Source organism: Azohydromonas sediminis, assembly GCF_003574675.1.
GTDB classification, from domain to species: domain Bacteria; phylum Pseudomonadota; class Gammaproteobacteria; order Burkholderiales; family Burkholderiaceae_C; genus Calidifontimicrobium; species Calidifontimicrobium sediminis.
This window is the reverse complement of record NZ_QOAZ01000023.1, coordinates 1-24978: the sequence shown is the minus strand read 5'-3', so window position 1 is coordinate 24978 and position 24978 is coordinate 1. Positions and strand designations below refer to the sequence as shown.

Sequence of the window (24978 nt, the reverse complement as noted above, 5' to 3'; positions counted from 1 at the left end):
ACTCCCCCTCTTCCCCCTATTGAGCGGCCGCGCCCCCGGCGGCGGTGGCCACGGCGGCGCGCAGTGTCGCGTGCCGCTCGGCCTTCGGCAAGTCGGCCAGCCGGCGCACCTCGGCGTAGAAGCGCGCGAAATCGCCGCCGGCGGCGTCGAACAGGCGCTCGAACGCCGGCACGAACTCGTCGTACGCGGCCTGCACGCCCAGCGCCGCGTTGTTGGCGCGCGCGAACCAGCCGTCGTAGCCGGTGAAGCCGCCCCATTCTTCACGCTTCAGGCGCTCGTGGTCGGCGCGCAGGCGCGCGAACACCTCGGCCTTCGCGGCGCGCTTGGCGTCGTCGTCGACCGCGCTCGCATACACCGCCTCGAGCTCGCGGCGCGCGGCCAGCGCCAGCGCGCGGAACTGGCGGCGGCGCGCATCGAACGCGGCGTACTCGTCGCGCACCGCGGCGCTGGCGTGGCGCTCGAGCCAGCGCGCACCGCCCAGCCGCTCGACGGCGGTCGCGAACGACTCGTTGAATGTCGTGTCGCCGGCGGCGTAGACGACCTGATGCGCGAGCTCGTGGAAGATCAGCCGCGCCAGCTCGCCTTCGGGCCAGTGGATGAAGGTCGACAGCAGCGGGTCGCCGCCGAGCCACTCGAGCCGGCCCAGCGTCGAGTACGCCGGCACCGCGTACACCAGCACCTCCCAGCCGTCGGCGCGCAGCTGCGCAGCCAGCGCGTCGGCCGCCGCGCGGTCGTAGTAGCCACGGTAGCCGACGCAGCCGACGACCGGGAAGCACCAGGTCTTGAGCGTGAGCGACAGCTCGGGCGCCGCGACGACGTTCCACACCGCCGCGGGGCGCTGCAGGTCGGCAAAGCGGCGGTAGCTGCGGTTGTCGGGCAGCGCCAGCTCGGCGACCGCGAAGTCGCGGATGCGCTGCGCGAGCGCGAGCCGCTCGCGCAGCGCCGGCGGCGTCGCGTCGTCGGCGATCACGTCGGCCACCGGGCGCGCGCGGTTGAGCAGATCGACGTGGCCGCCGACCGCCTGCGCGTAGTAGCCGACGCTGGCGCAGCCGGCGGTCAGGCACGCCGCCGCGAGCGCGACGGCGGCGGCACCGGTGAGCGACAGGCCGGCCACGAGTGCGATCGCCGCGGCGCGCTTCAAGCCGCGGCCGCGGTGTCGACCGCCACCTCGACCAGGCAGTCGTAGAACGTCGGCGCGCGGCCGAGGTCGGTCAGCCGCTGGCTCGTCAGCTCGTTGACGTTGGTGCCGTCGAGCCCGAGCTTGCGCCACCAGATGCCCAGCCCGACGACGACGCCGGGGCGCGCGCGCGTCGTCACCTCGGCGCGGCAGCGGTGCGTGCCGCGGTCGTTGAACACGCGCACGACGGCGCCGCTGGCGATGCCGCGCGGCGCCGCGTCGTCGGGGTGGATCTCAAGCAGGGGTTCGCCTTCGATCGCGCGCAGGCTCGCGACGTTGACGAAGGTCGAGTTCAGGAAGTGCCGCGCCGGCGGCGAGATCATCGCCAGCGGGTAGCGCGCTGCCAGTGCCGGCGCGGTCTGCACGCACTCGTGGTTCGGCACGAAGTCGGGCACGCCCAGCCCCGGCGCGTCGACCACCGCCTTGCCCGACGGCGTGCGAAAACCGCCGTCGGCGAATGGCGCGTCGGGCAGCGGCAGGCTCGCCCAGCCGCGCGCACGCAGCGCGTCGAGGTCGATGCCTTTGAGCGCCTGGCGCAGCAAGGCCTCGTCGTCGTCGGCGAAGCAAGGCTCGGTAAAGCCCATGCGTGCCGCGAGCTCGCGGAAGATCTGCGTGTTGGGCTTCGCCTCGCCGAGCGGGGCGATCGCCGGCTCGTTGATCAGCACGTCGGTATGGCCGTAGCTCGTGTGCACGTCGAGGTGCTCGAGTTGCGTCGTGGCCGGCAGCACGATGTCGGCGTGGTCGGCGGTGTCGGTCGGGAACTGCTCGAGCACGACGGTGAACAGGTCCTCGCGCGCGAAGCCGGCCACGACCTTGCGCGACTCGGGCGCGACCGCCACCGGGTTGCTGTTGTAGACGACGAGCGCGTCGATACGCGGGCCGAACGCACCGCCGCCGGGGTGCAGCAGCGCGTCGCCGATCGTACTCATGTTGACGGTGCGCGGCCGCCGGCCCGTGAGGAGCTCGGGCCGCTGCAGCGCGGCGTCGTCGCGGAATGGCGCGGCCCAGCCCGAACTCGACAGCAGCAGCCCGCCGGCCGCATGGCGCCACGCACCGACGAGGCACGGCAGCAGCGCGACGAGCCGCACCGCGTTGCCGCCGCCGGCCACGCGCTGCATGCCGTAGTTCAGGCGGATCGCCGCCGGCTGCGTCGTGCCGTAGTCGCGCGCGAGCTCGCGGATGTCGTCGGCCGGCACGCCGCACACGGCCGCGGCGCGCTCGGCCGGCCACGGCCGCGCGCGCTCGGCGAGCTTGTCGAACCCGTCGACGTGGCGGTCGACGTAGTCGCGGTCGATCCAGCCGTGCGCGATCAGCTCGTGCACCAGCGCCAGCGCCAGCGCACCGTCGGTGCCGGGGCGCAGCGCGAGGTGGCGGTGGCACTTGTCGGCCGTCTCGGTGCGCCGCGGGTCGATGCACCACAGCTTGGCGCCGGCGCGCTTGGCCTGCTGCGCGAGCGTCCAGAAATGGAGGTTCGACGCGATCGAGTGGCTCCCCCAGATCAGGATCAGCTTCGACTGCGCGAAGAAGCGCAGGTGCATGCCGATCTTGCCGCCATAGGTCGCGGCCAGTGCCTCGCCGCCGGCGCTGGCGCAGATCGTGCGCTCCAGCCGGCTGGCGCCCAGGCGGTGGAAGAAGCGCGCCGCCATCGACTCGCCCTGCAGCAGCCCCATCGTGCCGGCATAGCTGTACGGCACGACGGCCTGCGCGTCGCGCGCGGCGATGGCTTTCAGCCGCGCCGCGACGGTATCCAGCGCCTCGTCCCACGAGATGCGCGCGAAGCGCCCCTCGCCCTTGCGGCCGACGCGCTTCATCGGGTGCAGCAGCCGATCCGGGTGGTGCGTGCGCTCGGCGTAGCGGCTGACCTTGGTGCACAGGACGCCGCCGGTCGGCGGGTGGTCGGCCGCACCCTGCACGCGCACCGCACGGCCGCCCTGGACCGTCACGACGAGCGCGCAGGTGTCGGGGCAGTCGTGCGGGCAGGCGCCGCGCACGGTGCGCGCGGCGGGCGAAGCGGTGGCGTCCATCGGCGCCGAATATGGCACATCGCCCGCCCCGACACGGTGGCGCGGACGCGCACGGCAGGCGTGCTCGGCGCTCAAGCCTCGGCGTGCGCGAGCTCGCGCAGTCGCGCAGTGTCGATCGCGACGCAGTAGCGGCCCTGCTGCTCGAGCAGCCCGTCGCGGCGGAACTCGCCGAGCAGCCGCGCGACGCTGGTGGGGTTCAGCGCCATCAGCTGCGCGAGGTCGGCGCGCTTGAGGCGCAGCGCCTCGCCGGGCGCCAGCGTGCTGCGCAGGTACAGCAGCGCGCGCGCCAGCCGCGCGCGTGCCGGACCGTGGCACATCTCGCTGATGATGCGGTCGGCGTCGGCGATGGCCTGCCGGCCATCGGCGTACAGGCGCGGCAGCGCGCCGGGGTGCTCGGCGAGTACCTTCTCGAACCGCGCCATCGGGATGCGGCAGGCGTAGCCGGGGTGGATCACCTGACCGGAATGCGGATGCGGCCCGCTGAGCCCGCCGATGCCGGCCACGCCACCGCGCATCACCAGCCGCGCGATGCACTCGCCGCTGTCGTCGTCGCGCAGCGTCTCCTTGACGATGCCGCTTTGCACCACGTAGACCGCGTGCGCCACCGTGCCCTGTTCGAACAGCCGCACGCCGGCACGCAACGGCATGCGCACCGCCGGCGGCAGCCCGTCGGCCGCGAGCGCCGACGCCGGGGGCGCACGGTCCACGACGTCGCACATCAGGCACAGCGGGTGCCGCCCCGTCACGGCCTCGGGGCCCGCCGGCCAAGGACACAAAACCGTCTGTTTTTCGGACTTCACGCTTCTCCTCCAGGTGCGAACCCGCGCTTGATCTGTGCAGCGGGCGCTTGCCGAACAGCGCGGCGAGCCTATCGCATAGTCACCGTCCCCCTGAGCGGGCCGTTGTCCGCGCGACCGTAGGGCACACCGCGCGCACGCGAAACGTCGCAATTGCGACGAAACACCGATTTGCGGGGGAGGGCGTGACGTGGCGTTCTTGACCTGACACAACAACCGTCGAGCGCACCGTCAGCGAGACTGTTCAGGCCCCAAGCCCCACGGGGTAGAGGGTCTTGATCGCGGCGGGCTGCCGCCGCCTGGAAGGTCAACCGACGGAATGGAGACCGTGGTGAAGAAGTTCGCATTGAAGAAGACGCTGCCGCTGGCGCTGCTGGGACTGGCCGGCGTCGCCGGACTGGCCTATGCCGCCACCTACCTGATCACGCTGCAACCTGAGATCACACTCAGCGAAGGCAGCAACGGCCACAAGCCCAAGCTCATACGTGCGGCCGACGGCACGCTGATTGCCGTCTATGGCGACTCCCCGGCTGGCGCGCTCAACGTGTACGACACCAAAGCCGACAAAGACCGACCTGCACGCGACATCTTCGTCAAGGTCTGCACGCCCGACCAGGACACGGCGCCCGCGCCGCGCAAGACCTGCAACCAGGAAAGCGATTGGACGTACGCAACGACGCCTTTCGGTGGCGGCAACGTGTCGGGCTCAGCGCTGAAGTACAGCATCAAGACCAGGTGGCAGGCTAGCGGCACCACACTGGCACCGTACTACGGCAACACCGACAAGCCCAACATCAAGCAAAACGGCCCGGTGCTGGTGCTGACCTGGATCGGCGCCTTCTGTCCGGATGGCGACTTGCGTGATGGCATCGCTCCGGCAGAAACCGATACCGATCCCGGCTTCTACCCGAACCCGAACCAGAGGGCGATCCGGTATGTCGAGCGCGACATGCGCACCATCCCGTTCCACTGCACGTGGATGGCGTACTCGGCCGACAGCGGCCTCACGTGGTCGGAACCAAAGCAACTGAGCAACGGGGAGCGCGACGCCAAGCAGGATTCGAGCTTCGGCACCTACCAAGCGCCGACTGCGCGCATCAATGTCTCGTGGCAGGAGGACCCGGAAGGGCTGCAGCTCGGCGAAGCGGATGGTCCCGGCGACGGCGCCTCGGGCGCCAATGTCACGGGCGGCACCGACGTCTGGTACACGTACTTCGAGGTCAACGCGACGACGGAGGTGCCGACGTACCACCTGTCGCCACTGACGCAGGGCACGGCGCGCGCCTTCGGCTATCGCGTGACCGACAACTGGGAACTGGAAAAGAAGACGGGGCTGTCCGGCCAGATCGTCAACGTGTTCGACGCGAACGGGAATCCGGTCGATGGCAACCTCGTCGAGAAGGGCAACGCCGGGGCGGCGCGGCCGAACATCGGGATGGTTGGCACGACAACGGTGCTCGCCTGGGAAGAGACGAAAGGCGCCGAAGGGTTGGACAGCGGCAAGTTCATCCGCTATCACTCGTTCCCGTACAACAATCCGCCGCAGTTTGCCGGCGACTCGGCATCGGTGCCGACTTCGAACGTCAAGTCCGGCTGCATCATCAGCGATCCGCAGCGCAACGCGCGCCGCGTGCGCTTCCTGACGCAGAGCGCCGCCGAAGCCACTGGGGTGGCCGCGCCGGCCGTGCCCAACCGCAGCGGCATCAACATCGCGATCTTCTGGAAAGAAGGGGAAGCCGACAAAGGCGGGCCTTCTGACATCGTGATTCGCCGCGGAATGGTGGATCCAGACGTAGCGACCAGCATCCAGAGCGGCCTGGCGAGCAGCCGGATGGTGCCGGCGGTGTCGGCAGGTTGTGCCACCTCGCTGTACTCGGAAGCGATCGCGCTGACCCCGACGGCTGGTCATGCGCGTGCCGAGAACATCAGCAGCCGTGCTTCCGTGCTGACATCGGGCACTGATGGCTTGGCTGACGACACCGAACGGAACTTCACCGAGAACGCACTCGCCCACCGCGGCGTGCTGCGGGGTGACGACCTGTGGGTCGGCTACAACTACACGAGCAACCTCTACGAGCTTTGGGCGCTGATCAACAACTACAACTTCTGGATCCGCAAGTTCACGTTCGACGGCACCTCGAACGCCAGCGGCGGAAGCTGGGGTCTGCCGAAGAACGTCACGAACGTCACCGACAAGCGCATCAACGTGCGCGAGCCGCGGATCTTCGGCACGCCCGCGAGCAACACGGCGCCGGGCTATTGCGAGGGCAACGATCCGGCCACGGCCAGCGACCCGGCCTTCTGCCAGAACCGCAACGTGATCTGGCTGATGTGGGGCAGCCAGGAGAACGTCTACCCGTCCGACCCCGAGGGCGGTGATGACTTGGGCGTGTACGCCACGGTGAGCTTCGACTCTGGCGCGACCTATGCCACGCCGGTGCGGATCTCCGAAGAACAGGGCAGCCTGTTCAACGACGACGAGTCGGCGTTCGAGACCCAGCCGCAGGCGCGCCCGGACGGCAAGCGTGTCTATGCCGTCTTCAACACCGAAAGCCCGACCGGCTCGGCGGCACGCTTCCGCAGCGCCGACGCAGCGGTGCAAAGCACGGACGGTGGCGGCGGCGGTGGCGGCGGCTGCACGACCGGCAACGGCGGCTTCGACCCGACACTGCTGCTGCTGGCCGGCCTCGGCCTTGCGGGCGTCGGCCTGCGCCGCGTGCAGCGCGCACGCCGCCGCTGATGCGCACGGCACCCCGGGCGCCTGCCGCCCGGGGGTTTGCAACGCCGCCTGCGGGCGGCGTTTTCATTTCCCCCTCGGCACCAGACACGGCGCGCCGGGACGCACCGGGACGCTCGCCAGCCGCGCATGCGACGATCGCGCCCCGTGAGCCCGCCGCCGCCTTCGCCCCTGCCGTCGCTGCGCGAGGAGTGCGGCCTCGTCGCGCCGCGGCCGGCGCGCTGGCCCTCCGACCGCCACTGGCTGCTCGCGCTCGCCGCCGCGGCGCCGGTGTGGCTGGCGCTGGCGCTGTGGACGGGGCCGCAGATGCGCGCGCCGGCCGGGGCGTGGGCGTGGGTGTCGCTCGTCGTCGTGCAGCCGCTGCTCGAAGAGCTGGTGCTGCGCGGCGTGCTGCAGGGGCAGCTGCTGCGGCTGACGCGCGCGCGGCGCTGGGGGCCGGTCAGCGTGGCCAACGCGCTGACCACCGCGGTCTTCGTCGCGCTGCACCTGCCGGCACAGCCGCTGGCGTGGGCGCTGGCGGTGGCGGCGCCGTCGCTGGTGTTCGGCCACCTGCGCGAGCGCTTCGCCAGCGTGTGGCCGGCGGTGGCGCTGCACGCGCTCTACAACCTGGGCTTCGGCGCGGCGGCGGCGCTGGCGCGCTGAGGCGCACGAGCACCACCCCACAAACCGTTACCGCGGCCCGTCAACGCGCGGAAGTCGTCTGGCGTTAATATACCTGTGGGGGGTATACAGACCCGCCCACGTTCGGACTCAACTCCAGGAGCAGACGATGAGACATCCCACCCGATGGACGGCTCTCGCGCTGGCCGCCGCGCTCGCCGGTGGCGCGGCCGTGGCGCAGGCGCAGACGCAGACCCAGACGATGACGCAGGAGCAGCTGCGCGAGCAGGAGCGGCTGCAGATCCGCGATCAGGACATCTACGGCCACCAACTGATGACGGAGCAGGAGCGCAACGAGTACCGCCAGCGCATGCGCACCGCGACGACGGCGCAGGAACGCGAGCGCATCCGCGCCGAGCACCACGAGCGCATGAAGGTGCGCGCGCGCGAGCGCGGCGTCACGCTGCCCGACGACCCGCCGGCCGGCCGCGGGCCGGGCTCGGGCATGGGCCCCGGGCCGGGCATGGGTCCTGGCCCGGGCATGGGCCCTGGCCCCGGCGCCGGGCCGCGCCCGGGGGCCGGCGGTGGCGGGGGTGGCGGCGGCGGTCGCTGAGTCCCTGCGCCCCGCGCCATGACGCGCGGGGCCTGCGAGAAGACAAACACCGGGCCGCGGCCCGGTGTTTTCATTGATGGCACCGCTCGGTGCCGCGGCATCAGCCGCCGCAGGTCTCGTACGCCGAGGACGCGATCGCGTCCCACTCCTGTTGCGTGATCACGGTGGGCACGTAGGTCACACCCTGGTCGAGCAGCGCCTGGTTGAACGAGCGCAGGTGATTGCGCGAACCGCACAGCAGGTGGCCGTAGACCTGGGCGATGTCGGTCTCGTCGGTCGCGGCGAGCTTGTCGTTGATGTCCTGGATGTCCTTCTCCTCGATCAGCGCGCCGACCTTCAGCGCGTCGACGAGGCTGGCCTGGCCCGCGGCCACGAGCTGGTCGTACAGCGCCTGCAGATCGTCGTTGTCGAACACGCCGACCGGATTGCCGGCGGCCGGGTCCTCGATGCCGTGCTTGAGCAGCAGGTCGAGGATCGCGCTCGTGTGCTCGGTCTCGCTCTCGGCGATGTTGGCGAACACGGTGGCGCCCCAGCGCGCGAACAGGGTGACGTAGACGTCGTGCGCGAGCTTCTCTTCCTCGCGCATGAACTTGAGTCCCTCGATCTCTTCGTCCGACAGCGTCCGTGTGACCGACGAGATCGTTGCCGTCGTGGCGTCGATATCGTCACCGCCGCCGCAGGCCGTCAGCAGCGGGCCCGCTGCCGCCACACCGATGACCGCCCCCAGGACACGCAGGAATTGCTTGCGTCGCATGACGTCCCCTTCTCGTGGAATACGTCACGGAGTATGGGGAGGGTTTCTCCCAGGGTCTGTGCCAAAGTGTCAGCAGCCAGTAACAGGACGTACGTTAGAGCGGTCGCTCCAAGCGCCACCTGTGGTTGACGAAAGCGCTTGCCCGCACCGCCGCGAGGGGTGTGGGAGCAGCGGTTCAGACCAGCCGCAGCGACTGCAGCTCGTAGACGAGCTCGCTCGTGCCCTGCGCCGAGCGGCTCTTCTCGATGCCGCGCACCGAGCGCTTGGCGCGCGGGGCGTACCAGTAGACGGTGTCGATGCGCACGCCGCCGGCCAGGTGCACGGCCTCGATGCGCCACGCGTCGAAGCGCCCGGCCGGCACCTCGACGGCTTCCGGGCCGACGACGCGCGCGTCGACCTCGACGATGCGGTGCCCCGGCTCGCCGTCCTGCCGCTGCTCGACGGCGGCCTTCCAGCGCCGCCCCGGCTCGAGCGGGAAGCGAAACAGCGGGAACGCCGGCGTGTAGCGCATCGACTCGCCGGGCATCAGCTCGCGCGCGACGCGGTTGAACTCGGCGTCGAACACCTGCGTGAGCCAGGGGTCGTCGCTGCCGGCCTTGCGCACCGCGATGGTCCAGCCGCCGTCGGGGCGCAGCTCGCGCACGACGTGGTCGAGCAGCAGTGGCGACGCACCGCCGACCAGACGCGTCGCGAACTGCCACTGGTCGCCCAGCCGCGGCTGCGGCCGCTCGGCAGCGGAGGGGATCTTCGTCATCGCGTGACTCCTGCGAAACGCCGACCAGTTTAGGCCGCCGCGATGGGGGACATCGGCGCGCGGAGTTCATGCCCGCAGCAGCCCCCGCGTAAGATCGACCGCGCAGGAGACACGCCATGCAACTCATCGAATCGATCCTCGCCGACGCGGCCGCGATCACCGCGATCCGCCGCGACATCCACGCCCACCCCGAGCTGTGCTTCGAGGAGCGGCGCACCGCCGACGTGATCGCCAAGGCACTGACCGACTGGGGTATCCCGATCCACCGCGGACTCGGCACGACCGGCGTCGTCGGCATCGTGAAGAACGGCACGTCGAACCGCGCCGTCGGGCTGCGCGCCGACATCGATGCGCTGCCGATGACGGAGCACAACACGTTCGCCCACGCGAGCAAGCACCCCGGCAAGATGCACGCCTGCGGGCACGACGGCCACACCGCGATGCTGCTGGCCGCCGCGCGGCACCTCGCGCGGCACCGAGACTTCGACGGCACCGTCTACCTGATCTTCCAGCCGGCCGAAGAAGGCGGCGGCGGCGCGCGCGAGATGATCAAAGACGGCCTGTTCGACAAGTTCCCGATGGAGGCCGTCTTCGGCATGCACAACTGGCCGGGCCTGAAGGTGGGCCAGTTTGCGGTGTGCGACGGCCCCGCGATGGCGTCGAGCAACGAGTTCCGCATCACGGTCACCGGCAAGGGCTCGCACGCGGCGCTGCCGCACAACGGCATCGACCCGGTGCCGGTGGCGTGCCAGATGGTGCAGGCGTTCCAGACCATCGTCACGCGCAACAAGAAGCCTACCGACGCCGCCGTGATCTCGGTGACGATGATCCACGCCGGCGAGGCGACCAACGTCGTGCCCGACCGCTGCGAGATCCAGGGCACGGTGCGCACCTTCACCCTTGAAGTGCTCGACCTGATCGAGCGGCGCATGAAGGAGATCGCCGAGCACACCTGCGCCGCGTTCGGCGCCGAGTGCCGCTTCGAGTTCCGCCGCAACTACCCGCCGACGATCAACCACAAGGCCGAAGCCGATTTCGTGCGCGGCGTGATGCGCGACGTCGTCGGGCCCGAGAACACGCTCGAGTTCGAGCCGACGATGGGCGCCGAGGACTTCAGCTACTTCCTGCTCGAGAAGCCCGGCGCGTACTTCGTGATCGGCAACGGCGACGGCGCGCACCGCGAGGCCTACAGCGACCACGTGCACGGCCTGGGCCCGTGCACGCTGCACAACCCGCACTACGACTTCAACGACGAGCTGATCCCGCTCGGCGCGACGCTGTGGGTGCGGCTCGCCGAGAAGTGGCTCGCGACGCCGCGCGGCTGACGTGGCGGCGATGGACGCGAGCCGCTTCTTCGCGCAGAGCTACGCCGAGGCGCGGCGCAAGTTCCTCGCCGCCGCCGAGCGCGCCGGGCTCGAGGTGCACAGCCGCATGCACCCGCTGCGTGGGCGCGACGGCGAGGCGCTGGCGCTCGACGTCGCGCGCTTCGGACCGCACGACGCGCCGGCACTGCTGATCGTCAGCAGCGGCTGCCACGGCGTCGAGGGCTTCTGCGGCTCGGGCGTGCAGGGCGCGCTGCTCGCCGACCCGGCGTTCCACGCCGCCGCGCGGACCGCCGGCGTCGCGGTGCTGTACCTGCACGCGCTGAACCCGTGGGGCTTCTCGTGGTGGCGGCGCACGACGCACGAGAACGTCGACCTGAACCGCAACTTCCACGACTTCCACCGCCCGCTGCCACGCAACGAGGCGTACGACCGGCTCGCTCACCTGATCGTGCCGCCGACGTGGCCGCCCGCGCCCGAGGTGCAGGCCGAGCTGATGGCCTATGCGGGGCAGCACGGCGAGCGCGCGCTGCAGGCCGCCGTGACCGGCGGCCAGTACGACCACCCGCAGGGGCTGTTCTACGGCGGGCGCGCGCCGACCTGGAGCCACGTGACGCTGCGCCACGTGCTGCAGGAGCAGGCGCAGCCCTGCACACGGCTGGGCTGGATCGACCTGCACACGGGGCTGGGCCCGAACGGTGTGGGTGAGCGCATCTTCGCCTGCCGCGACGACCCCGCCGCGCTGGCGCGCGCACGGGCGTGGTGGGGTGATGGTGTGACGTCGATTTACGACGGTAGCTCGACGTCGGCGCTGCTGACCGGGCTGATGTGGCTCGCCGCCTACGACGAGTGCCCGCAGGCCGAGTACACCGGCATCGCGCTGGAATACGGCACCGTGCCGGTGGCCGAAGTGATCGACGCGCTGCGCGCCGACCAGTGGCTCGAGAACCACCCCGAGGTCGAAGACGACGCACTGCGCGCGGCGATCAAGCGCCGCGTGCGCGATGCGTTCTACACCGACACCGACGACTGGAAGCGGCGCGTCATCGAGCAGGGGCTCGAGGCGGCGCACCAGGCCGTGACCGGCCTGTCGGGGCGCTGAACGCGCACCGCTGCCGCGCGCCGTCGCGATACGGCGCCTGTGATGCACGAGCCGCCCGACCCGAGGGCAAACCCGCAGCGGGCCGCTGCATTTGTCCTATTGACAGGACATTAGGACAGTGGTCAGATGCCTGGCGATGGGCACTAGCCTTCCATTGCCGAAGTACCACCAGATCTACCTGGTCCTGCGCGAGCAGCTGCAGGAGGGTCGCTTCGCCGACGGGCTGCCCGGCGAGCTGGCGTTGGCCGACCAGTTCGGCGTCGCGCGCGTGACGGTGCGCAAGGCGCTCGAGCAGCTCGAGAACGAGGGCCTGATCGAGCGCGCACCCGGCCGCGGAACGATACCGCGCATGCCGGCGGCCGACGGCACGCGCGGCGCCGGCGCGCGACTCACCGGGCTGCTCGAGAACATCGTCAACATGGGCCTGCGCACATCGGTCAAGGTGCTGTCGTGCGAAACGCTCGCCGCCGACGACGAGGTCGCCGCCGCGCTGCAGCTCGACCCCGGCACGCCGGTGCAGAAGGCGGTGCGCGTGCGTTCGACAGCGCAGGGTCCGCTGTCGCTGATCACGACGCACGTGCCGGCCGACCTCGCCGCTGGCTTCGGCCGGCGCGAGCTGGGCCGCAAGCCGCTGCTGGTGCTGCTCGAAGCCTCGGGCGTGCGCATCGGCAGCGCGGTGCAGACGATCTCGGCGCAGCTCGCCGACGCGGCCACCGCGCGCCATCTCGACGTGCCGGTCGGCTCGGCGCTGCTGGCCGTCACGCGCCTGGTGCGCGACGAGGCCGAGCGGCCGGTGCAGTGGCTGCACGGCCTGTACCGCCCCGACCGCTACCAGTACCGCATGCAGTTGTCCCGCGTCGGCAGCATCGACGCCAAGCTGTGGGTCAGCACCGAGCTGTCCGCGCAGTTCCATTGACCCCCCACCCTGCCCGAGGAGCGCACACCATGAGCAACCGTCGCCAGTTCCTGCAGCACACCGCCGCCGGGGCCTCCGCCCTCGCGTTCCCGCTGATCGGCGGCGCGCAGCCGCGACCGGTCAAGGTCGGCATCCTGCACCCGGTCACCGGCGCACTCGCGTTCTCGGGGCAGCAGTGCCGCGAGGGTGCACTGCTCGCGATCGAGGACATCAACAAGACCGGCATCAAGTCGCTCGGCGGCGCCAAGCTCGAGGTCATGCTCGGCGACGCGCAGAGCACGCCGCAGGCCGGCGCCGCCGAGGTCGAGAAGATGAACGAGGCGGGCTGCTCGGCGGTCGTCGGCGCGTTCGCCAGCGCGATCTGCCTGGCCACGACGCAGGCCGCGGCCAAGTACAACCTGCCGCACGTCGTCGACGTCGGCGTGGCCGACCAGATCGTCGAGCGCGGCCTGAAGAACACGTTCCGCTTCGGCCCGGGCTACCGCACCTGCGCGCAGGTCGCGGTCAACAACCTGCACGTGCTCAACACGGTGGCGGGCAAGCCGGCCAAGACGGTGATGATCATCCACGAGGAGAGCCTGTTCGGCACCGGCACCGCGAACCTGCTCGCGCGCGAGCTGCCGGGCTTCGGCTTCGAGGTCAAGGAAATCATCAAGCACGCCAACCCGACGCGCGACTTCAACAACATCGTGCTGCGCATGAAGTCGGTGAACCCCGACATCGTGATCCCGGCCAACTACTACAACGAGTACGCGCTGCTCGTGCGCACGATGCAGCAGCAGCGCGTCGTGCCGAAGGCGATCTACAGCGTGCTGGGCGGCGCCGCGTCGAGCTACAAGTTCCTGAAGGAGTTCCCCGAAGCGGCCAACGGCATTATCGACTGCAACCACTGGTTCAACCCGAAGAACCCGAAGAGCGCCGCGCTGCGCAAGCGCGTCGAGGCCAAGGGGCTGTTCTTCACCTACGAGGTCTTCATGGCCTACACGGCGACGATGCTGCTCGCCGACGCGATCGAGCGCGCGAAGAGTGCCGACCGCGCCGCGATCATCGACGCGCTCGAGAAGAGCACGTTCGCCGACCACATCATGCCGTACGGGCCGACGAAGTTCGTCAACGGGCAGAACCAGGGCGCGCAGCCGCTGATGACGCAGGTCGTCGGCGGCGACATCAAGGTCATCGTGCCGCGCGAGTACCGCGAGGTGGAGCCGATCTTCCCGCTCAAGGCGTGACCCCCCGAAGCGGCCTCGCGGCCGCCTCTCCCCAGGGGGCGCCGCCAGCGGACCGGCGAAGCCGGATCCGCGGCGGCCGCTTGATCCGGCAGTAGGCGCCGCGAGGCGCCTACGGACATTCGACCCGGCGCAACCTTGTTCGACTTCGGCATCCTCTTTCCGTCGCTGCTCAACGGCCTGACGACCGGTGCGGTCTACGCGCTGATCGCGCTCGGGCTGACGCTGATCTACGGCGTGCTGCACATCATCAACTTCGCGCACGGCGCGTCGCTGATGGTGGCGCTGTACGCCGTGTACCTGCTCAAGACGCACTGGGGCATCGACCCGTACCTGGCGCTGCCGCTGGTGGTGCCGGGCATGTTCGCGCTCGGCTACGCGCTGCAGCGCGGCATCGTCAACCGCGCGAGCCACGGCAAGGACGAGAACATCCTGCTCGTCACGCTCGGGCTGTCGATCGTGCTCGAGAACCTCGCGCTGATGCTGTTCAAGAGCGACACGCGCACGATCGAGACCGCCTACACGCTGACCACCGTGCCGATCGGCCCCGCCTTCATCGCGCTGCCGAAGCTCGTGGCCTTCGCCGGCGCGCTGGTCACGTCGGCCGTCCTGCTGTGGATCGTCACGCGCACCGACCTCGGCCGCGCGATCCGCGCGGTGGCCAAGGAGAAGCACGGCGCCAAGCTGATGGGCATCGACGTCGACCACGTCTACGCGATGTGCTTCGGCATCGGGCTGGCGTGCCTCGGCGCCGCGGCGTGCTTCCTGCTGCCGGCGTACTACGTCAACCCGCAGGTCGGCAGCGGCTTCGTGCTCGTCGCGTTCACGATCGTCGTGCTCGGCGGCATGGGCAGCTTCGCCGGCGCGCTGGTCGGCGGCCTGCTGATCGGCGTCGTCGAGTCGCTCGGCGGCCTGTTCCTCGGCGAGTCGCTCGGCCAGATCGGCATCTTCGCGATCTTCATCGCGGTGCTGCTGTTCCGCCCGCAGGGCCTGTTCGGCGCGAGGGCCTGACGACGATGGGACGCGACCTCGCCGCCATCGCCGCGTTCGCCGCCGGCGTCGCGCTGCTGACCTGGGCGCTCGACTCGGGCGTGTGGCTGACGTTCGTGATGCTGACGCTGTACGCCGCACTGCTCGCGCAGGCGTGGAACCTGCTCGGCGGCTACGGCGGGCAGTTCTCGTTCGGTCACGCCCTCTTCTTCGGCTGCGGCGCCTACGTGCAGGCGATCGCGCAGCTGCAGGGCGGGCTCAACGCGTGGGTCGCGCTGGCGCTGGCCGTCGTCGTCGCCGGCGCCGTGGGCCTCGCCGTCGGCGCGCTGACGTTCCGCTACGGGCTCAAGGGGTCGTACTTCGCGCTCGTCACGCTGGCGTTCGCCGAGGTGTTCCGCATCCTCGCGGTGTCGGTCGAGTTCACCGGCGGCGGCGTCGGGCTGATGCTGCCACTGCAGGAGTCGGTCGCCAACCTGCAGTTCGGCACGCGCAAGGGCTACATCGGCGTCGTGCTCGGCTTCGTCGTCGCGGCGCTGCTCGTCACCGCGTGGCTGCGCCACTCGCGCTTCGGCGCGCAGCTGCAGGCGGTGCGCGACAACGAGGACGCCGCGCGCGCAGTGGGCGTCGACCCGTACCGCACCAAGCTCGGCGCGATCACGCTGTCGGGCGCGTTCATGGGCGCAGCCGGCGCGTTCTACCTGCAGGTGTTCCAGTACATCGACCCGTCGATCGCGTTCGGCCCGCACGTGTCGGTCGAGGCGCTGGTCGGCGCGATCGTCGGTGGCATGGGCACGCTGTGGGGGCCGGTGCTCGGCGCCCTCGTGCTGCACCTACTCGCGGACCTGACGCGCAACCTGTTCGGCCAGCTGCCGGGGCTGAACATGGTGATCTACGGCACGGTGCTGGTGCTGATCGTGATGTTCCTGCCGCGCGGGCTGTCGGGCATGGGCCGCTCGGTGCGCGAGCTGTGGAGGCGCGACCGTGGCTGAGCGCGCGCTGCTCGACCTGCAGGGCCTCTCGATCGCCTTCGGCGGGCTGCGCGCGGTGCAGGACGTGAGCCTGACGGTCCAAGCGGGCACGCTGACGGCGCTGATCGGCCCCAACGGCGCCGGCAAGACCACGCTGTTTGCGCTGATGTCGGGCTTCCTCGTGCCCGACAGCGGCCGCGTCGTGTTCGACGGCGTCGACGTCACCGGCCGCGCGCCGCACCGGAACGCGCGCGCCGGCATGACGCGCACGTTCCAGATCGTGCAGCCGTTCGCGGCGCAGACGGTGCGCGAGAACATCGCGGTGGGCGCGCACCTGCACGAGCCGAAGCGCGCCGCGGCGCTGGCCGCCGCCGAGCGCGTCGCGCAGCAGGTGGGCCTGGCGCCGCAGCTCGACAAGCCCGCCGCCGACCTGACGGTGGCCGGGCGCAAGCGGCTCGAGCTCGCGCGCGCGCTGGCCACGCGGCCCAAGCTGCTGCTGCTCGACGAGGTGCTCGCCGGGCTGAACCCGCAGGAGATCGCCGAGATGATCCCCGTCGTGCGCGGCATCGCGCAAAGCGGCGTCACGGTGCTGATGATCGAGCACGTGATGCAGGCCGTGATGAACCTGGCCGAACACGTGTGGGTGCTCGCGCAGGGGCAGCTGATCGCCAGCGGCACGCCGGCGCAGGTGACGGCCGACGAGCGCGTGATCGAGGCCTACCTGGGCCACGGCACCGCGGCGCGGCTGCGGGGGGGACAGGCGTCATGACGCCGCTGCTCGACATCCAGGGCCTGCGCGGCGGCTACGGCCGCGTCGAGGTGCTGCGCGGCGTCGACCTGCAGGTGCACGACGGCGAGATCGTCGCGCTGCTGGGCAGCAACGGCGCCGGCAAGTCGACGCTGAACAACACGGTGTGCGGCATCGTGCCGGCGTGGGGCGGCCGGGTGTCGTTCGACGGCCGCGAACTGACCCGCGCGCACTACCGCGACGTCGTCAAGGCCGGGCTGATCCAGGTGCCCGAGGGACGCAAGATCTTCCCGAACCTGACGGTGCTCGAGAACCTCGAGCTCGGCTCATTCACGCGCGGGCGCGAGCGCCGCGCCGCCAACCTCGAGCGCGTGTTCGCGACGTTCCCGCGGCTGGCCGAGCGCCGCGCGCAGAAGGCCGGGACGATGAGCGGCGGCGAGCAGCAGATGCTCGCGATCGGCCGCGGTCTGATGGCCGAGCCGCGGCTGCTGATCCTCGACGAGCCGTCGCTGGGGCTGTCGCCGCTGCTCGTCGAGGAGATGTTCGCGCTGATCCGGCGCCTGCACGAGGAAGGGCTCGCGGTGCTGCTCGTCGAGCAGAACGTCGGCCAGTCGCTCGAGATCGCCGACCGCGCCTACGTGCTCGAGAACGGCGCGGTGCGCTTCGCCGGCGCGCCGGCCGAGCTGCTCGCCAGCGCCGAGCTGAAACAGGCCTACCTGGGGCTGTGACGATGGACGCGACGCGCTCCCCGCAGACGCTGGCGCAGAAACTCGTCGCGCGCGCGGCCGGCCGCACGCACGTGACGCCGGGCGAGATCGTGACGTGCCGCGTTGACCTCGCGATGTTCCACGACTCGAGTGGCCCGCGCCGGCTCGCACCGATGCTCGCCGAGCTCGGCGCGCCGATCTGGGACAAGCGCAAGGTGGTGCTCGTGATCGACCACTACCTGCCCGCGCACGACGACGAGTCGCGGCGCATCGTCGCGATCGCGCGCGACTGGGCGCGCGCGCAGGCGCTGCCGCACGTGCACGACGGCGAGGGCATCTGCCACGTCGTGCTGCCGCAGGGCGGGCACCTGCGCCCGGGGATGTTCTGCGTCGGCGGCGACTCGCACTCGCCCACCGGCGGCGCGTTCGGCGCCTACATGTTCGGCATCGGCGCCACCGAGATGCTCGGCGTCGTGACCACCGGCGAGATCTGGCTCAAGGTTCCGCAGACGATCTTCATGCGCTGGATCGGGCGGCTGGCGCCCGGCGTCGGCGCGAAGGACATGATGCTCGCGATGCTCGGGCGCTTCGGCATGAACGGCGGCCAGTACCAGGCCGTCGAGTACTGCGGCGAGGCGGTGGCGGCGCTGTCGATGGCCGAGCGGATGACGCTGTGCAACATGAGCGCCGAGCTCGGCGCGCAGGTCGGGCTGGTGGCGCCCGACGCGACGACGCAGGCGTGGCTGCGCGAGGTCGGCGTCGACGTCGCCGACGACGAACTCGCGCGCTGGCGCAGCGACGAGGACGCCCCCGGCGTGCGCCACGGCTTCGACGCGTCGGCGCTCGCGCCGCAGGTCGCGCTGCCGCACAGCCCGGCGAACGTGCGCGGCGTCGACGACCTCGAGCCGACGAAGGTCGACGTCGCCTACATCGGCGCGTGCACCGGCGCCAAGCTCGACGACCTGCGCGCCGCCGCGCGCGTGCTGCACGGCCGGCGCGTGGCCGCCGGCGTGCGGCTGATGGTCGCCCCCGCGAGCGTCAAGGACCGCGAGGCCGCCGAGCGCGAGGGCACGATGCAGGCGCTGCTCGACGCCGGCGCGACGCTGCTGCCCAGCGCGTGCGGCGCCTGCGCCGGCTACGGCGGTGCGATCCCCGAGGGCAGCACCGTGATCTCGTCGACGGCGCGCAACTTCAAGGGCCGCATGGGTGCGGCGTCGGCGCGCGTGTTCCTCGGCTCGCCGTACACGGTGGCCGCGTCGGCCGTGCACGGGCGCATCGCCGACGCACGGGAGCTGCTGGCGTGAGCGCCGCCGCACGCCACACCGTCTGGCGCCTGGGCGCCGACATCGACACCGACCAGCTCGCGCCCGGCCACGCGATGAAGCACGGGCTCGACGTGATCGCGCGTCACTGCCTCGAGACGGTGCGCCCCGACTTCGCGCGCGGCGTGCGCGCGGGCGACGTGATCGTCGCCGGCCCCAACTTCGGCATCGGCTCGTCGCGCGAGCAGGCCGCCAGCGTGCTCGTGCACCTCGGCGTGGCTGCCGTGATCGCGCCGAGCTACAGCGGCCTGTACTTCCGCAACGCGTTCAACGTCGGCTTGCTGCTGCTGACGTGCCCGCAGGCCGAGCGCATCGTCGACGGCGAGACGATCTCGTTCGACGCGCGCGCCGGCCGCGTCGTGCGCGCCAGCGGCGAGGTGCTGGCCTGTGAACCGATCCCCGGCTTCCTGCTCGAGATGGTCGAAGCCGGCGGCCTGCTGCCTCAACTGAAGGCGCGCTTCGCGAACGCGCGCCGCACGGAGAACCCATGAGCACACCCGAGTTCGACCTGCTGATCAAGAACGTGCGCGTCGTGCGGCCGCACGGCAACGTCGTGTTTGACGCCGACATCGCCGTGGCCGGCGAGCGCATCGCGAAGATCGCGCCCGGCATCGCCGCGACGCGCGCGAAGACGGTCTACGACGGCAAGGGGCGGCTGGCCTTCCCCGGCGTCGTGGATGCGCACATGCACAGCGGGATCTACTCGCCGCTGGCCGAGGACGCGGTCACCGAGAGCAAGGCTGCCGCGATGGGCGGCGTCACCTCGAGCCTGAACTACTTCCGCACCGGCCAGTACTACCTGAACAAGGGCGGCGCGTACAAGAAGTTCTACCCCGAGGTGCTGAAGATCAGCAAGGGTCGCTTCCACGTCGACTATGGCTACCACCTCGCGCCGATCGCGCGCGAGCACATCGACGAGATCCCGATGCTGATCGACAAGCACGGCGTCGCGAGCTTCAAGATCTTCATGTTCTACGGCTCGCACGGCCTGCACGGGCGCAGCGACAGCCAGCGCGACTTCCTGATGATCGGCGAGGACGAGCGCTACGACCTCGCGCACTTCGAGTTCATCATGCGCGGCCTGCAGGCCGCGCGCGAGCGCTTCCCCGACAAGGCCCGCCAGATTTCGCTGAGCCTGCACTGCGAGACGCCCGAGATCATGACGGCCTACACCAAGCTGGTCGAGAAGGACAAGAGCCTCAAGGGCCTGGCCGCCTACAGCGCGTCGCGGCCGCCGCACTCGGAGGGACTCGCGGTGTTCATCGCCAGCTACCTCGCGCACGAGACGGCGCTGCCCAACATCAACCTGCTGCACCTGAGCTCGAAGAAGGCGGTGCAGGCCGCGCTGATGATGGCCGAGGTGTTCCCGCACATCGATTTCCGGCGCGAAGTGACGATCGGCCACCTGATGCTCGACATCACCTCGAAGGCCGGAGAACTGGCCAAGGTCAACCCGCCGATCCGTCCGCGCGACGACGTCGAATACCTGTGGGAGGCGCTGCTGGCCGGCGAGCTCGACTGGGTCGTCAGCGACCACGCGTGCTGCCGCCAGGAGATGAAGGTGCCGAAGCACTACTTCGGCAACATCTGGATGGCCAAGAGCGGCTTCGGCGGCACCGAGTACCTGCTGCCCGCGCTCGTCAGCGAAGGCACGAAGCGCGGCATGGGCTACAACCACATGGCGCGCGTGACGAGCTGGAACCCGGCGCAGCGCTACGGCCTGAACCGCAAGGGCGACCTCGCCGAAGGCTTCGACGCCGACATCGCGATCGTCGACCCGGCCAAGACGTGGACGATCCGTGCGTCGGAGTCGCCGTCGACGCAGGGCTACACGCCGTTCGAGGGGCTCGAGCTGTCGGCGCGCGTCGACGCGACCTTCCTGCGCGGCCACAAGATCTACGAGAACGGCGAGGTGCTCGGCAAGCCGCGCGGCCAGTACCTGCACCGACCGACGGCATGACCCCGCACGACGAGCCGCGCGTCGTGCGCGCCGCGGCGATGCCCGCCGGCACGCCGGCGGTGCCGGTGGCCATCGTCGGCGCCGGCGCCTGCGGGCTGACCGCGGCATTGAGGCTGCGCGACGCCGGCATCGACTGCGTGCTGCTCGAGCGCGACGCGGTGCCGCAGGGCTCGACCGCGTTGTCGTCGGGCTTCGTGCCGGCCGCCGGCACCGCGGTGCAGCGCGCCGCCGGTGTCGACGACAGCCCCGAACGCTTCGCTGCCGACATCCAGGCCAAGGCGCACGGCACCGCGGCGGCGCACCTGGTGCGCGCGTACACCGAGGCGATCGCGCCGGCGCTCGACGCCCTGCAGCAGCGCCACGGGCTGGCCTTCGAGCTGCTCGACGGCTTCCTCTACCCCGGCCATTCGGTGCGCCGCATGCACACGCTGCCCGCGCGCACCGGCGCCGCGCTCGTCGGCGCGCTGACGGCGGCGGCCGAGCGCGCCGGCGCGATGCTCGTCACCGACGCGCTGGTGCGCGAGCTGTGGGTCGGCGATGGCGATCGGGTGCTTGGCGTCGGCTACACCCGTCCCGACGGCGGCGTCGAGCACCTCGCAAGCGACGTGCTGCTGCTGGCGTGCAACGGCTTCGGCGGCCACCGCGCGCTGGTCGCCGAGCTGCTGCCCGAGATGCGCGATGCGACCTTCGCCGGACACGTCGGCAACGACGGCAGCGCGATCGCGTGGGCGCGCCAGCTGGGGCTGGCGCTCGCCGACCTCGGCGGCTACCAGGGCCACGGCTCGTGGGCCGTGCCGCAGGGCGTGCTGATCACGTGGGCGCTGATGGCCGAAGGCGGCATCCAGGTCAACGCGCACGGGCGCCGCTTCCACGACGAGACCCAGGGCTATTCCGAGGCCGCGGTGCACGTGCTCGCGCAGCCGGGCGGCGTCGCGTGGAACGTGTTCGACGAGCGGCTGCTCGCACTCGGCCGCACGTTTCCCGACTTCCGCGACGCCGAGGCGGCCGGTGCGTTGCGGCGTGCCGACAGCATCGACGCGCTGGCCGTCGTGATCGGCTGCGACGCGCAGACGCTGGCCGACACGCTGGCCAGCGCACGCCGCCCACTCGCGCCGCCGCTGTACGCGATCAAGGTGACCGGCGCGCTGTTCCACACGCAAGGCGGCCTCGACATCGACGCGCGCTGCCGCGCGCGCCGCAGCGACGGCACCGTGCACCCGAACCTGCTCGCCGCCGGCGGCGCGGCGCGCGGCGTCTCGGGCAACGCCGTGTGGGGGTATCTCTCGGGCAACGGGCTGCTCAGCGCCGTGGCCGGCGGGTACATCGCCGCGCACACGGCACGCGAGCTGCTGGAGGCCGCGTGAGCCTGAAGCAGCGTCTGGCCGACGCGCGGCTGCTGCTCGCGCCGGGCGTCTACGACGCGCTGTCGGCGCTGCTGGCCGAGCAGGCCGGCTTCGAGGCGCTGTACCTCAGCGGCGCGTCGATCGCGTACACGCGGCTCGGCCGCTCCGACGTCGGGCTGACGACCTACCCCGAGGTCGCCGACGCGCTGGCGCGCATCACCGAGCGGGTGCGCGTGCCGGTGATCGTCGACGCCGACACCGGCTTCGGCAACGCGCTGAACGTGCAGCGCACCGTGCGCGGCTTCGAGCGTGCCGGCGCGGCGATGATCCAGCTCGAGGACCAGACCTTCCCGAAGCGCTGCGGCCACCTCGACGGCAAGGCCGTCGTGCCCGTGGCCGAGATGTGCGGCAAGCTGCGCGCCGCGCTCGACGCGCGCACGAGCGAGCGCACGCTGATCCTCGCGCGCACCGACGCGCTGGCCGTCGAGGGCCTCGACGCGGCGTTCGAGCGCGCCGAGCGCTACCTCGAATGCGGCGTCGACGCCCTCTTCATTGAGGCGCTGCGCACGCCGGCGCAGATGGACGCCGCCTGCGCGCGCTTCGCGCACCGCACCCCGCTGCTGGCCAACATGGTCGAGGGCGGCAAGACGCCGGTGCAGTCGGCGGCCGAACTGCAGCGGCGCGGCTTTCGGCTGGCGATCTTCCCCGGCGGCACGGTGCGCGCGCTCGCGCACGCGCTGCAGGGCTACTACGCGAGCCTCGCCGCGCACGGCACGACGGCACCGTGGCGCGAGCGCATGCTCGACTTCGACGGGCTGAACGCCGTGATCGGCACGCCCGAGCTGATGGCGCTCGGGCGGCGTTACGACGCCGGTGGCTGAGCACGCGCCGCGGCGACAATGCGCCGCCACGAGACAAGCCGCCTGCCGGCGGCACACCGGACGCACGCATGGACAGCAAGGAACTCGGCCTCGTCCTGGCCAAGCAGCTGCTCGACGTCGAGGACCTGCACTACGGCCTGTGGGACGGCGACCTCGAGCTCAAGCTCGCGAACATCGGCATCGCGCAGCAGCGCTACAACGACATGCTGATCGCCGAGCTGCCGCCGGCGCCGGCGCGCGTGCTCGACATCGGCTGCGGGACCGGCCACCTGCTGCGCCAGCTGCTCGACCGCGGCTACGAGGTCGACGGCGTCGTGCCGGCGGCGGACCTCGCGCGCGCGGTGCGCCAGCGCCTCGAGGGCCACCGCGGCCGCGAGCCGCGCCTGTACGAGTGCCGCTTCGAGGACATGCCCGACGACGTGCGCGGCTACGACGTGGCGCTGTTCAGCGAGAGCTTCCAGTATATCGCGCTGGCGTCGTCGCTGACGCGCGTGCCGAAGATGCTCAAGCCCGGCGGCACGATGCTGATCTGCGACTTCTTCAAGACCGACGCCGACGGCGACGGCGGCCCCGGCGACCGCAGCTTCAAGGGCGGCCACCGGTGGCGCGAGTTCCAGGCGCGCATCGCGCAGGCGCCGTTCGAGCTCGTGAAGGACGAGGACATCACGCAGCGCGTCAGCCCGAACCTCGAGCTGCTCAACGACTTGCTGATGAACCGCCTGAAGCCGGCCGGCCTGACGCTGCACCGCTACCTGAGCGAGAACCACCCGCTGACCAGCCGCCTCGGGTTCTGGCTGCTGCGCAAGAAGCTCGCGAAGGCGAACTACAAGTATTTCTCTGGGTTCCGCAGCCGCGAGGTGTTCGAGCGCTACAAGACCTACCACCTGCTCGTCTACCGGCTGACCGGCGGGGGCTGAGCCACACGCGCCGCGAGCGGTGCGTCAGTCGCGCAGGTGCGTGGCCACCATCGCGCGCAGCATCGGCAGCAGGTGCGCCTCGGCGCGGCCGGCCAGCGTGACGAGGCCGAAGCGCGCGTTCGCGTCCAGCCGCGGCGCCAGCTCGAGCTCGACGAGCTCGGGCGCGGCGCGCCGGATCGCCAGCAGCACCGCGTCGGTGTGCAGCGCCACCTGCACGAGCGGCGCGATCTCGTCGCTGCGCAGGCGCACGCACTCGTCGGGGTGCGCCTGCGGCCCGTAGCGCTCGACGAGCAGCCGCGCGATCTCGGCGCTCAGCGGCGACGACGCGATCGGGTAGCGCGCGACCTCGTCGAAGGTCGGCGGGCGGCGCCGGCGCACCAAGGGGTGATCCGGCCGGCACAGGAAGGCGCCGCGCAATTCGCCGACCGGCTCGACGTTGAGATCCGGCGCCGGATCGAGCGAACGCGCGTCGATCACGAGGGCGTCGAGCCGGCGCTCGCGCAGTGCGTGCTTGAGCAGCGTGATGCCGCCGCGCGCGAACTCGATGCGCACACCGGGCAGCCGCGTCGCGACGTGTGCGAGCACGGGCACGGTCAGCACCGCGCCGGGGCCCGACCCCAGGCCGACGCGCAGCGTGCCGGCGAGCCCCTGACCCAGGCGCTGGGCCGCTTCCTTCATGCTGTCGGCCTCGTCGACGAGCCGGCGCGCGCGGCCGAGCAGCTCGCGGCCGAACGGCGTCAGCTCGGTGGTCCAGCCGACGCGGTCGAACAGCGGCTGGCCGAGCTCGTCTTCCAGCGCCTTGATGCTGCGGCTCAGCGCCGGCTGCGTCAGGAACGACGCCTCGGCCGCGCGGCGGAACGAGCGGGTGTCGGCGAGGGCAAGAAAGTGCCGAAGCTGGACCAGCGTCATGGCAACACGATGCGTGCAGCGCATCGTACTGCTGATCATAATGCAATGGACATGCACTCCGATGCCGATCACGATGCGCTCCGTGCCGGCGCCGTCGCGCCGGCGTGCGACGAAACGAGTCGGAGTAGGAATGCCAGTCACCCAGCACCCCCTCCACAGATCCGTGCATGCGGAGCTACCGCACACGGCTCTTGCCTTGGGTGGTGACGAT

At 71.4% G+C, this 24978-nt stretch carries 23 protein-coding genes; 17 read left to right on the top strand and 6 right to left on the bottom strand.

Going from position 1 to position 24978, the window contains the following annotated elements; all coding sequences use genetic code 11:
- Positions 1 to 16: 16 nt before the first annotated feature.
- From DRV96_RS12360 to DRV96_RS12350, 3 genes are all read right to left on the bottom strand, one after another.
- Entirely contained in the window at positions 17 to 1141 is a 1125-nt protein-coding gene (locus DRV96_RS12360; protein WP_419187053.1) for an aminopeptidase, read from the bottom strand.
- Positions 1138 to 3201, bottom strand: a complete 2064-nt coding sequence (locus tag DRV96_RS12355; protein ID WP_119291512.1) for a molybdopterin-containing oxidoreductase family protein — start codon at positions 3199 to 3201, stop codon at positions 1138 to 1140. The genes DRV96_RS12360 and DRV96_RS12355 overlap by 4 nt, the downstream gene beginning before the upstream one ends.
- Positions 3202 to 3272: 71 nt before the next feature.
- A complete protein-coding gene (locus tag DRV96_RS12350; RefSeq protein WP_162911038.1) occupies positions 3273 to 4001 on the bottom strand; it encodes a Crp/Fnr family transcriptional regulator in 729 nt (242 codons plus the stop codon).
- A 328-nt stretch (positions 4002 to 4329) separates the two neighbouring features.
- Here DRV96_RS12350 and DRV96_RS12345 point away from each other — a divergent pair, with 328 nt between their 5' ends.
- From DRV96_RS12345 to DRV96_RS12335, 3 genes are all read left to right on the top strand, one after another.
- Positions 4330 to 6738: a choice-of-anchor O protein gene (locus DRV96_RS12345; RefSeq protein ID WP_210757036.1), complete on the top strand. Its 2409-nt coding sequence runs from the start codon at positions 4330 to 4332 to the stop codon at positions 6736 to 6738.
- A gap of 144 nt (positions 6739 to 6882) precedes the next feature.
- Positions 6883 to 7377, top strand: a complete 495-nt coding sequence (mrtJ, locus tag DRV96_RS12340; protein WP_162911036.1) for a JDVT-CTERM system glutamic-type intramembrane protease MrtJ — start codon at positions 6883 to 6885, stop codon at positions 7375 to 7377.
- A gap of 127 nt (positions 7378 to 7504) precedes the next feature.
- The gene (locus DRV96_RS12335; protein ID WP_119291504.1) at positions 7505 to 7948 is read left to right on the top strand and encodes a hypothetical protein; all 444 of its coding nucleotides are present in this window, start codon (positions 7505 to 7507) and stop codon (positions 7946 to 7948) included.
- A 100-nt stretch (positions 7949 to 8048) separates the two neighbouring features.
- Here the strand turns inward: DRV96_RS12335 and DRV96_RS12330 are convergent, their stop codons facing one another.
- Both DRV96_RS12330 and DRV96_RS12325 read right to left on the bottom strand, forming a co-directional pair.
- A complete protein-coding gene (locus DRV96_RS12330; RefSeq protein WP_119291501.1) occupies positions 8049 to 8702 on the bottom strand; it encodes a DUF2202 domain-containing protein in 654 nt (217 codons plus the stop codon).
- 175 nt (positions 8703 to 8877) lie between these two features.
- Positions 8878 to 9456, bottom strand: a complete 579-nt coding sequence (locus DRV96_RS12325; RefSeq protein WP_119291498.1) for a hypothetical protein — start codon at positions 9454 to 9456, stop codon at positions 8878 to 8880.
- A gap of 116 nt (positions 9457 to 9572) precedes the next feature.
- Between DRV96_RS12325 and DRV96_RS12320 the strand changes: the two genes are divergently transcribed.
- The 14 genes from DRV96_RS12320 to DRV96_RS12255 all read left to right on the top strand — a co-directional run bounded on the left by DRV96_RS12320 (position 9573) and on the right by DRV96_RS12255 (position 23858).
- A complete protein-coding gene (locus DRV96_RS12320) occupies positions 9573 to 10781 on the top strand; it encodes a M20 aminoacylase family protein (RefSeq protein WP_119291496.1) in 1209 nt (402 codons plus the stop codon).
- A gap of 10 nt (positions 10782 to 10791) precedes the next feature.
- Positions 10792 to 11880 carry a M14 family metallopeptidase gene (locus DRV96_RS12315; RefSeq protein WP_119291576.1) on the top strand — a complete coding sequence of 363 codons (1089 nt, stop codon included), beginning with the start codon at positions 10792 to 10794 and terminating at the stop codon, positions 11878 to 11880.
- Between the two features lie 136 nt (positions 11881 to 12016).
- Entirely contained in the window at positions 12017 to 12796 is a 780-nt protein-coding gene (locus DRV96_RS12310) for a GntR family transcriptional regulator (RefSeq protein WP_119291494.1), read from the top strand.
- 29 nt (positions 12797 to 12825) lie between these two features.
- On the top strand, positions 12826 to 14025 hold the full coding sequence (locus tag DRV96_RS12305; RefSeq protein ID WP_119291492.1) for an ABC transporter substrate-binding protein: 1200 nt from the start codon (positions 12826 to 12828) through the stop codon (positions 14023 to 14025).
- A 135-nt stretch (positions 14026 to 14160) separates the two neighbouring features.
- Complete coding sequence (locus DRV96_RS12300) at positions 14161 to 15033, top strand: branched-chain amino acid ABC transporter permease (RefSeq protein WP_119291490.1); 873 nt, start codon at positions 14161 to 14163, stop codon at positions 15031 to 15033.
- Positions 15034 to 15038: 5 nt separating this feature from the next.
- Positions 15039 to 16001: a branched-chain amino acid ABC transporter permease gene (locus tag DRV96_RS12295; protein ID WP_119291485.1), complete on the top strand. Its 963-nt coding sequence runs from the start codon at positions 15039 to 15041 to the stop codon at positions 15999 to 16001.
- Positions 15994 to 16749, top strand: coding sequence for an ABC transporter ATP-binding protein (locus tag DRV96_RS12290; protein ID WP_119291482.1), 756 nt, complete (start codon positions 15994 to 15996; stop codon positions 16747 to 16749). The genes DRV96_RS12295 and DRV96_RS12290 overlap by 8 nt, the downstream gene beginning before the upstream one ends.
- Positions 16746 to 17456 carry an ABC transporter ATP-binding protein gene (locus DRV96_RS12285; protein WP_119291480.1) on the top strand — a complete coding sequence of 237 codons (711 nt, stop codon included), beginning with the start codon at positions 16746 to 16748 and terminating at the stop codon, positions 17454 to 17456. Before DRV96_RS12290 ends, DRV96_RS12285 begins: the two co-directional genes overlap by 4 nt.
- A gap of 2 nt (positions 17457 to 17458) precedes the next feature.
- Positions 17459 to 18739: a 3-isopropylmalate dehydratase large subunit gene (locus DRV96_RS12280; RefSeq protein WP_119291479.1), complete on the top strand. Its 1281-nt coding sequence runs from the start codon at positions 17459 to 17461 to the stop codon at positions 18737 to 18739.
- Positions 18736 to 19248 carry a LeuD/DmdB family oxidoreductase small subunit gene (locus DRV96_RS12275; protein ID WP_119291476.1) on the top strand — a complete coding sequence of 171 codons (513 nt, stop codon included), beginning with the start codon at positions 18736 to 18738 and terminating at the stop codon, positions 19246 to 19248. Before DRV96_RS12280 ends, DRV96_RS12275 begins: the two co-directional genes overlap by 4 nt.
- Complete coding sequence (locus DRV96_RS12270; protein ID WP_119291474.1) at positions 19245 to 20717, top strand: dihydroorotase; 1473 nt, start codon at positions 19245 to 19247, stop codon at positions 20715 to 20717. The genes DRV96_RS12275 and DRV96_RS12270 overlap by 4 nt, the downstream gene beginning before the upstream one ends.
- The gene (locus DRV96_RS12265) at positions 20714 to 22081 is read left to right on the top strand and encodes an FAD-dependent oxidoreductase (protein ID WP_119291472.1); all 1368 of its coding nucleotides are present in this window, start codon (positions 20714 to 20716) and stop codon (positions 22079 to 22081) included. Before DRV96_RS12270 ends, DRV96_RS12265 begins: the two co-directional genes overlap by 4 nt.
- Positions 22078 to 22941, top strand: a complete 864-nt coding sequence (locus DRV96_RS12260) for an isocitrate lyase/PEP mutase family protein (RefSeq protein ID WP_119291469.1) — start codon at positions 22078 to 22080, stop codon at positions 22939 to 22941. Before DRV96_RS12265 ends, DRV96_RS12260 begins: the two co-directional genes overlap by 4 nt.
- 68 nt (positions 22942 to 23009) lie before the next feature.
- Positions 23010 to 23858, top strand: coding sequence for a class I SAM-dependent methyltransferase (locus DRV96_RS12255; protein WP_119291467.1), 849 nt, complete (start codon positions 23010 to 23012; stop codon positions 23856 to 23858).
- 24 nt (positions 23859 to 23882) lie between these two features.
- Here the strand turns inward: DRV96_RS12255 and DRV96_RS12250 are convergent, their stop codons facing one another.
- The gene (locus DRV96_RS12250; protein ID WP_119291464.1) at positions 23883 to 24767 is read right to left on the bottom strand and encodes a LysR family transcriptional regulator; all 885 of its coding nucleotides are present in this window, start codon (positions 24765 to 24767) and stop codon (positions 23883 to 23885) included.
- Positions 24768 to 24978 lie beyond the last annotated feature (211 nt).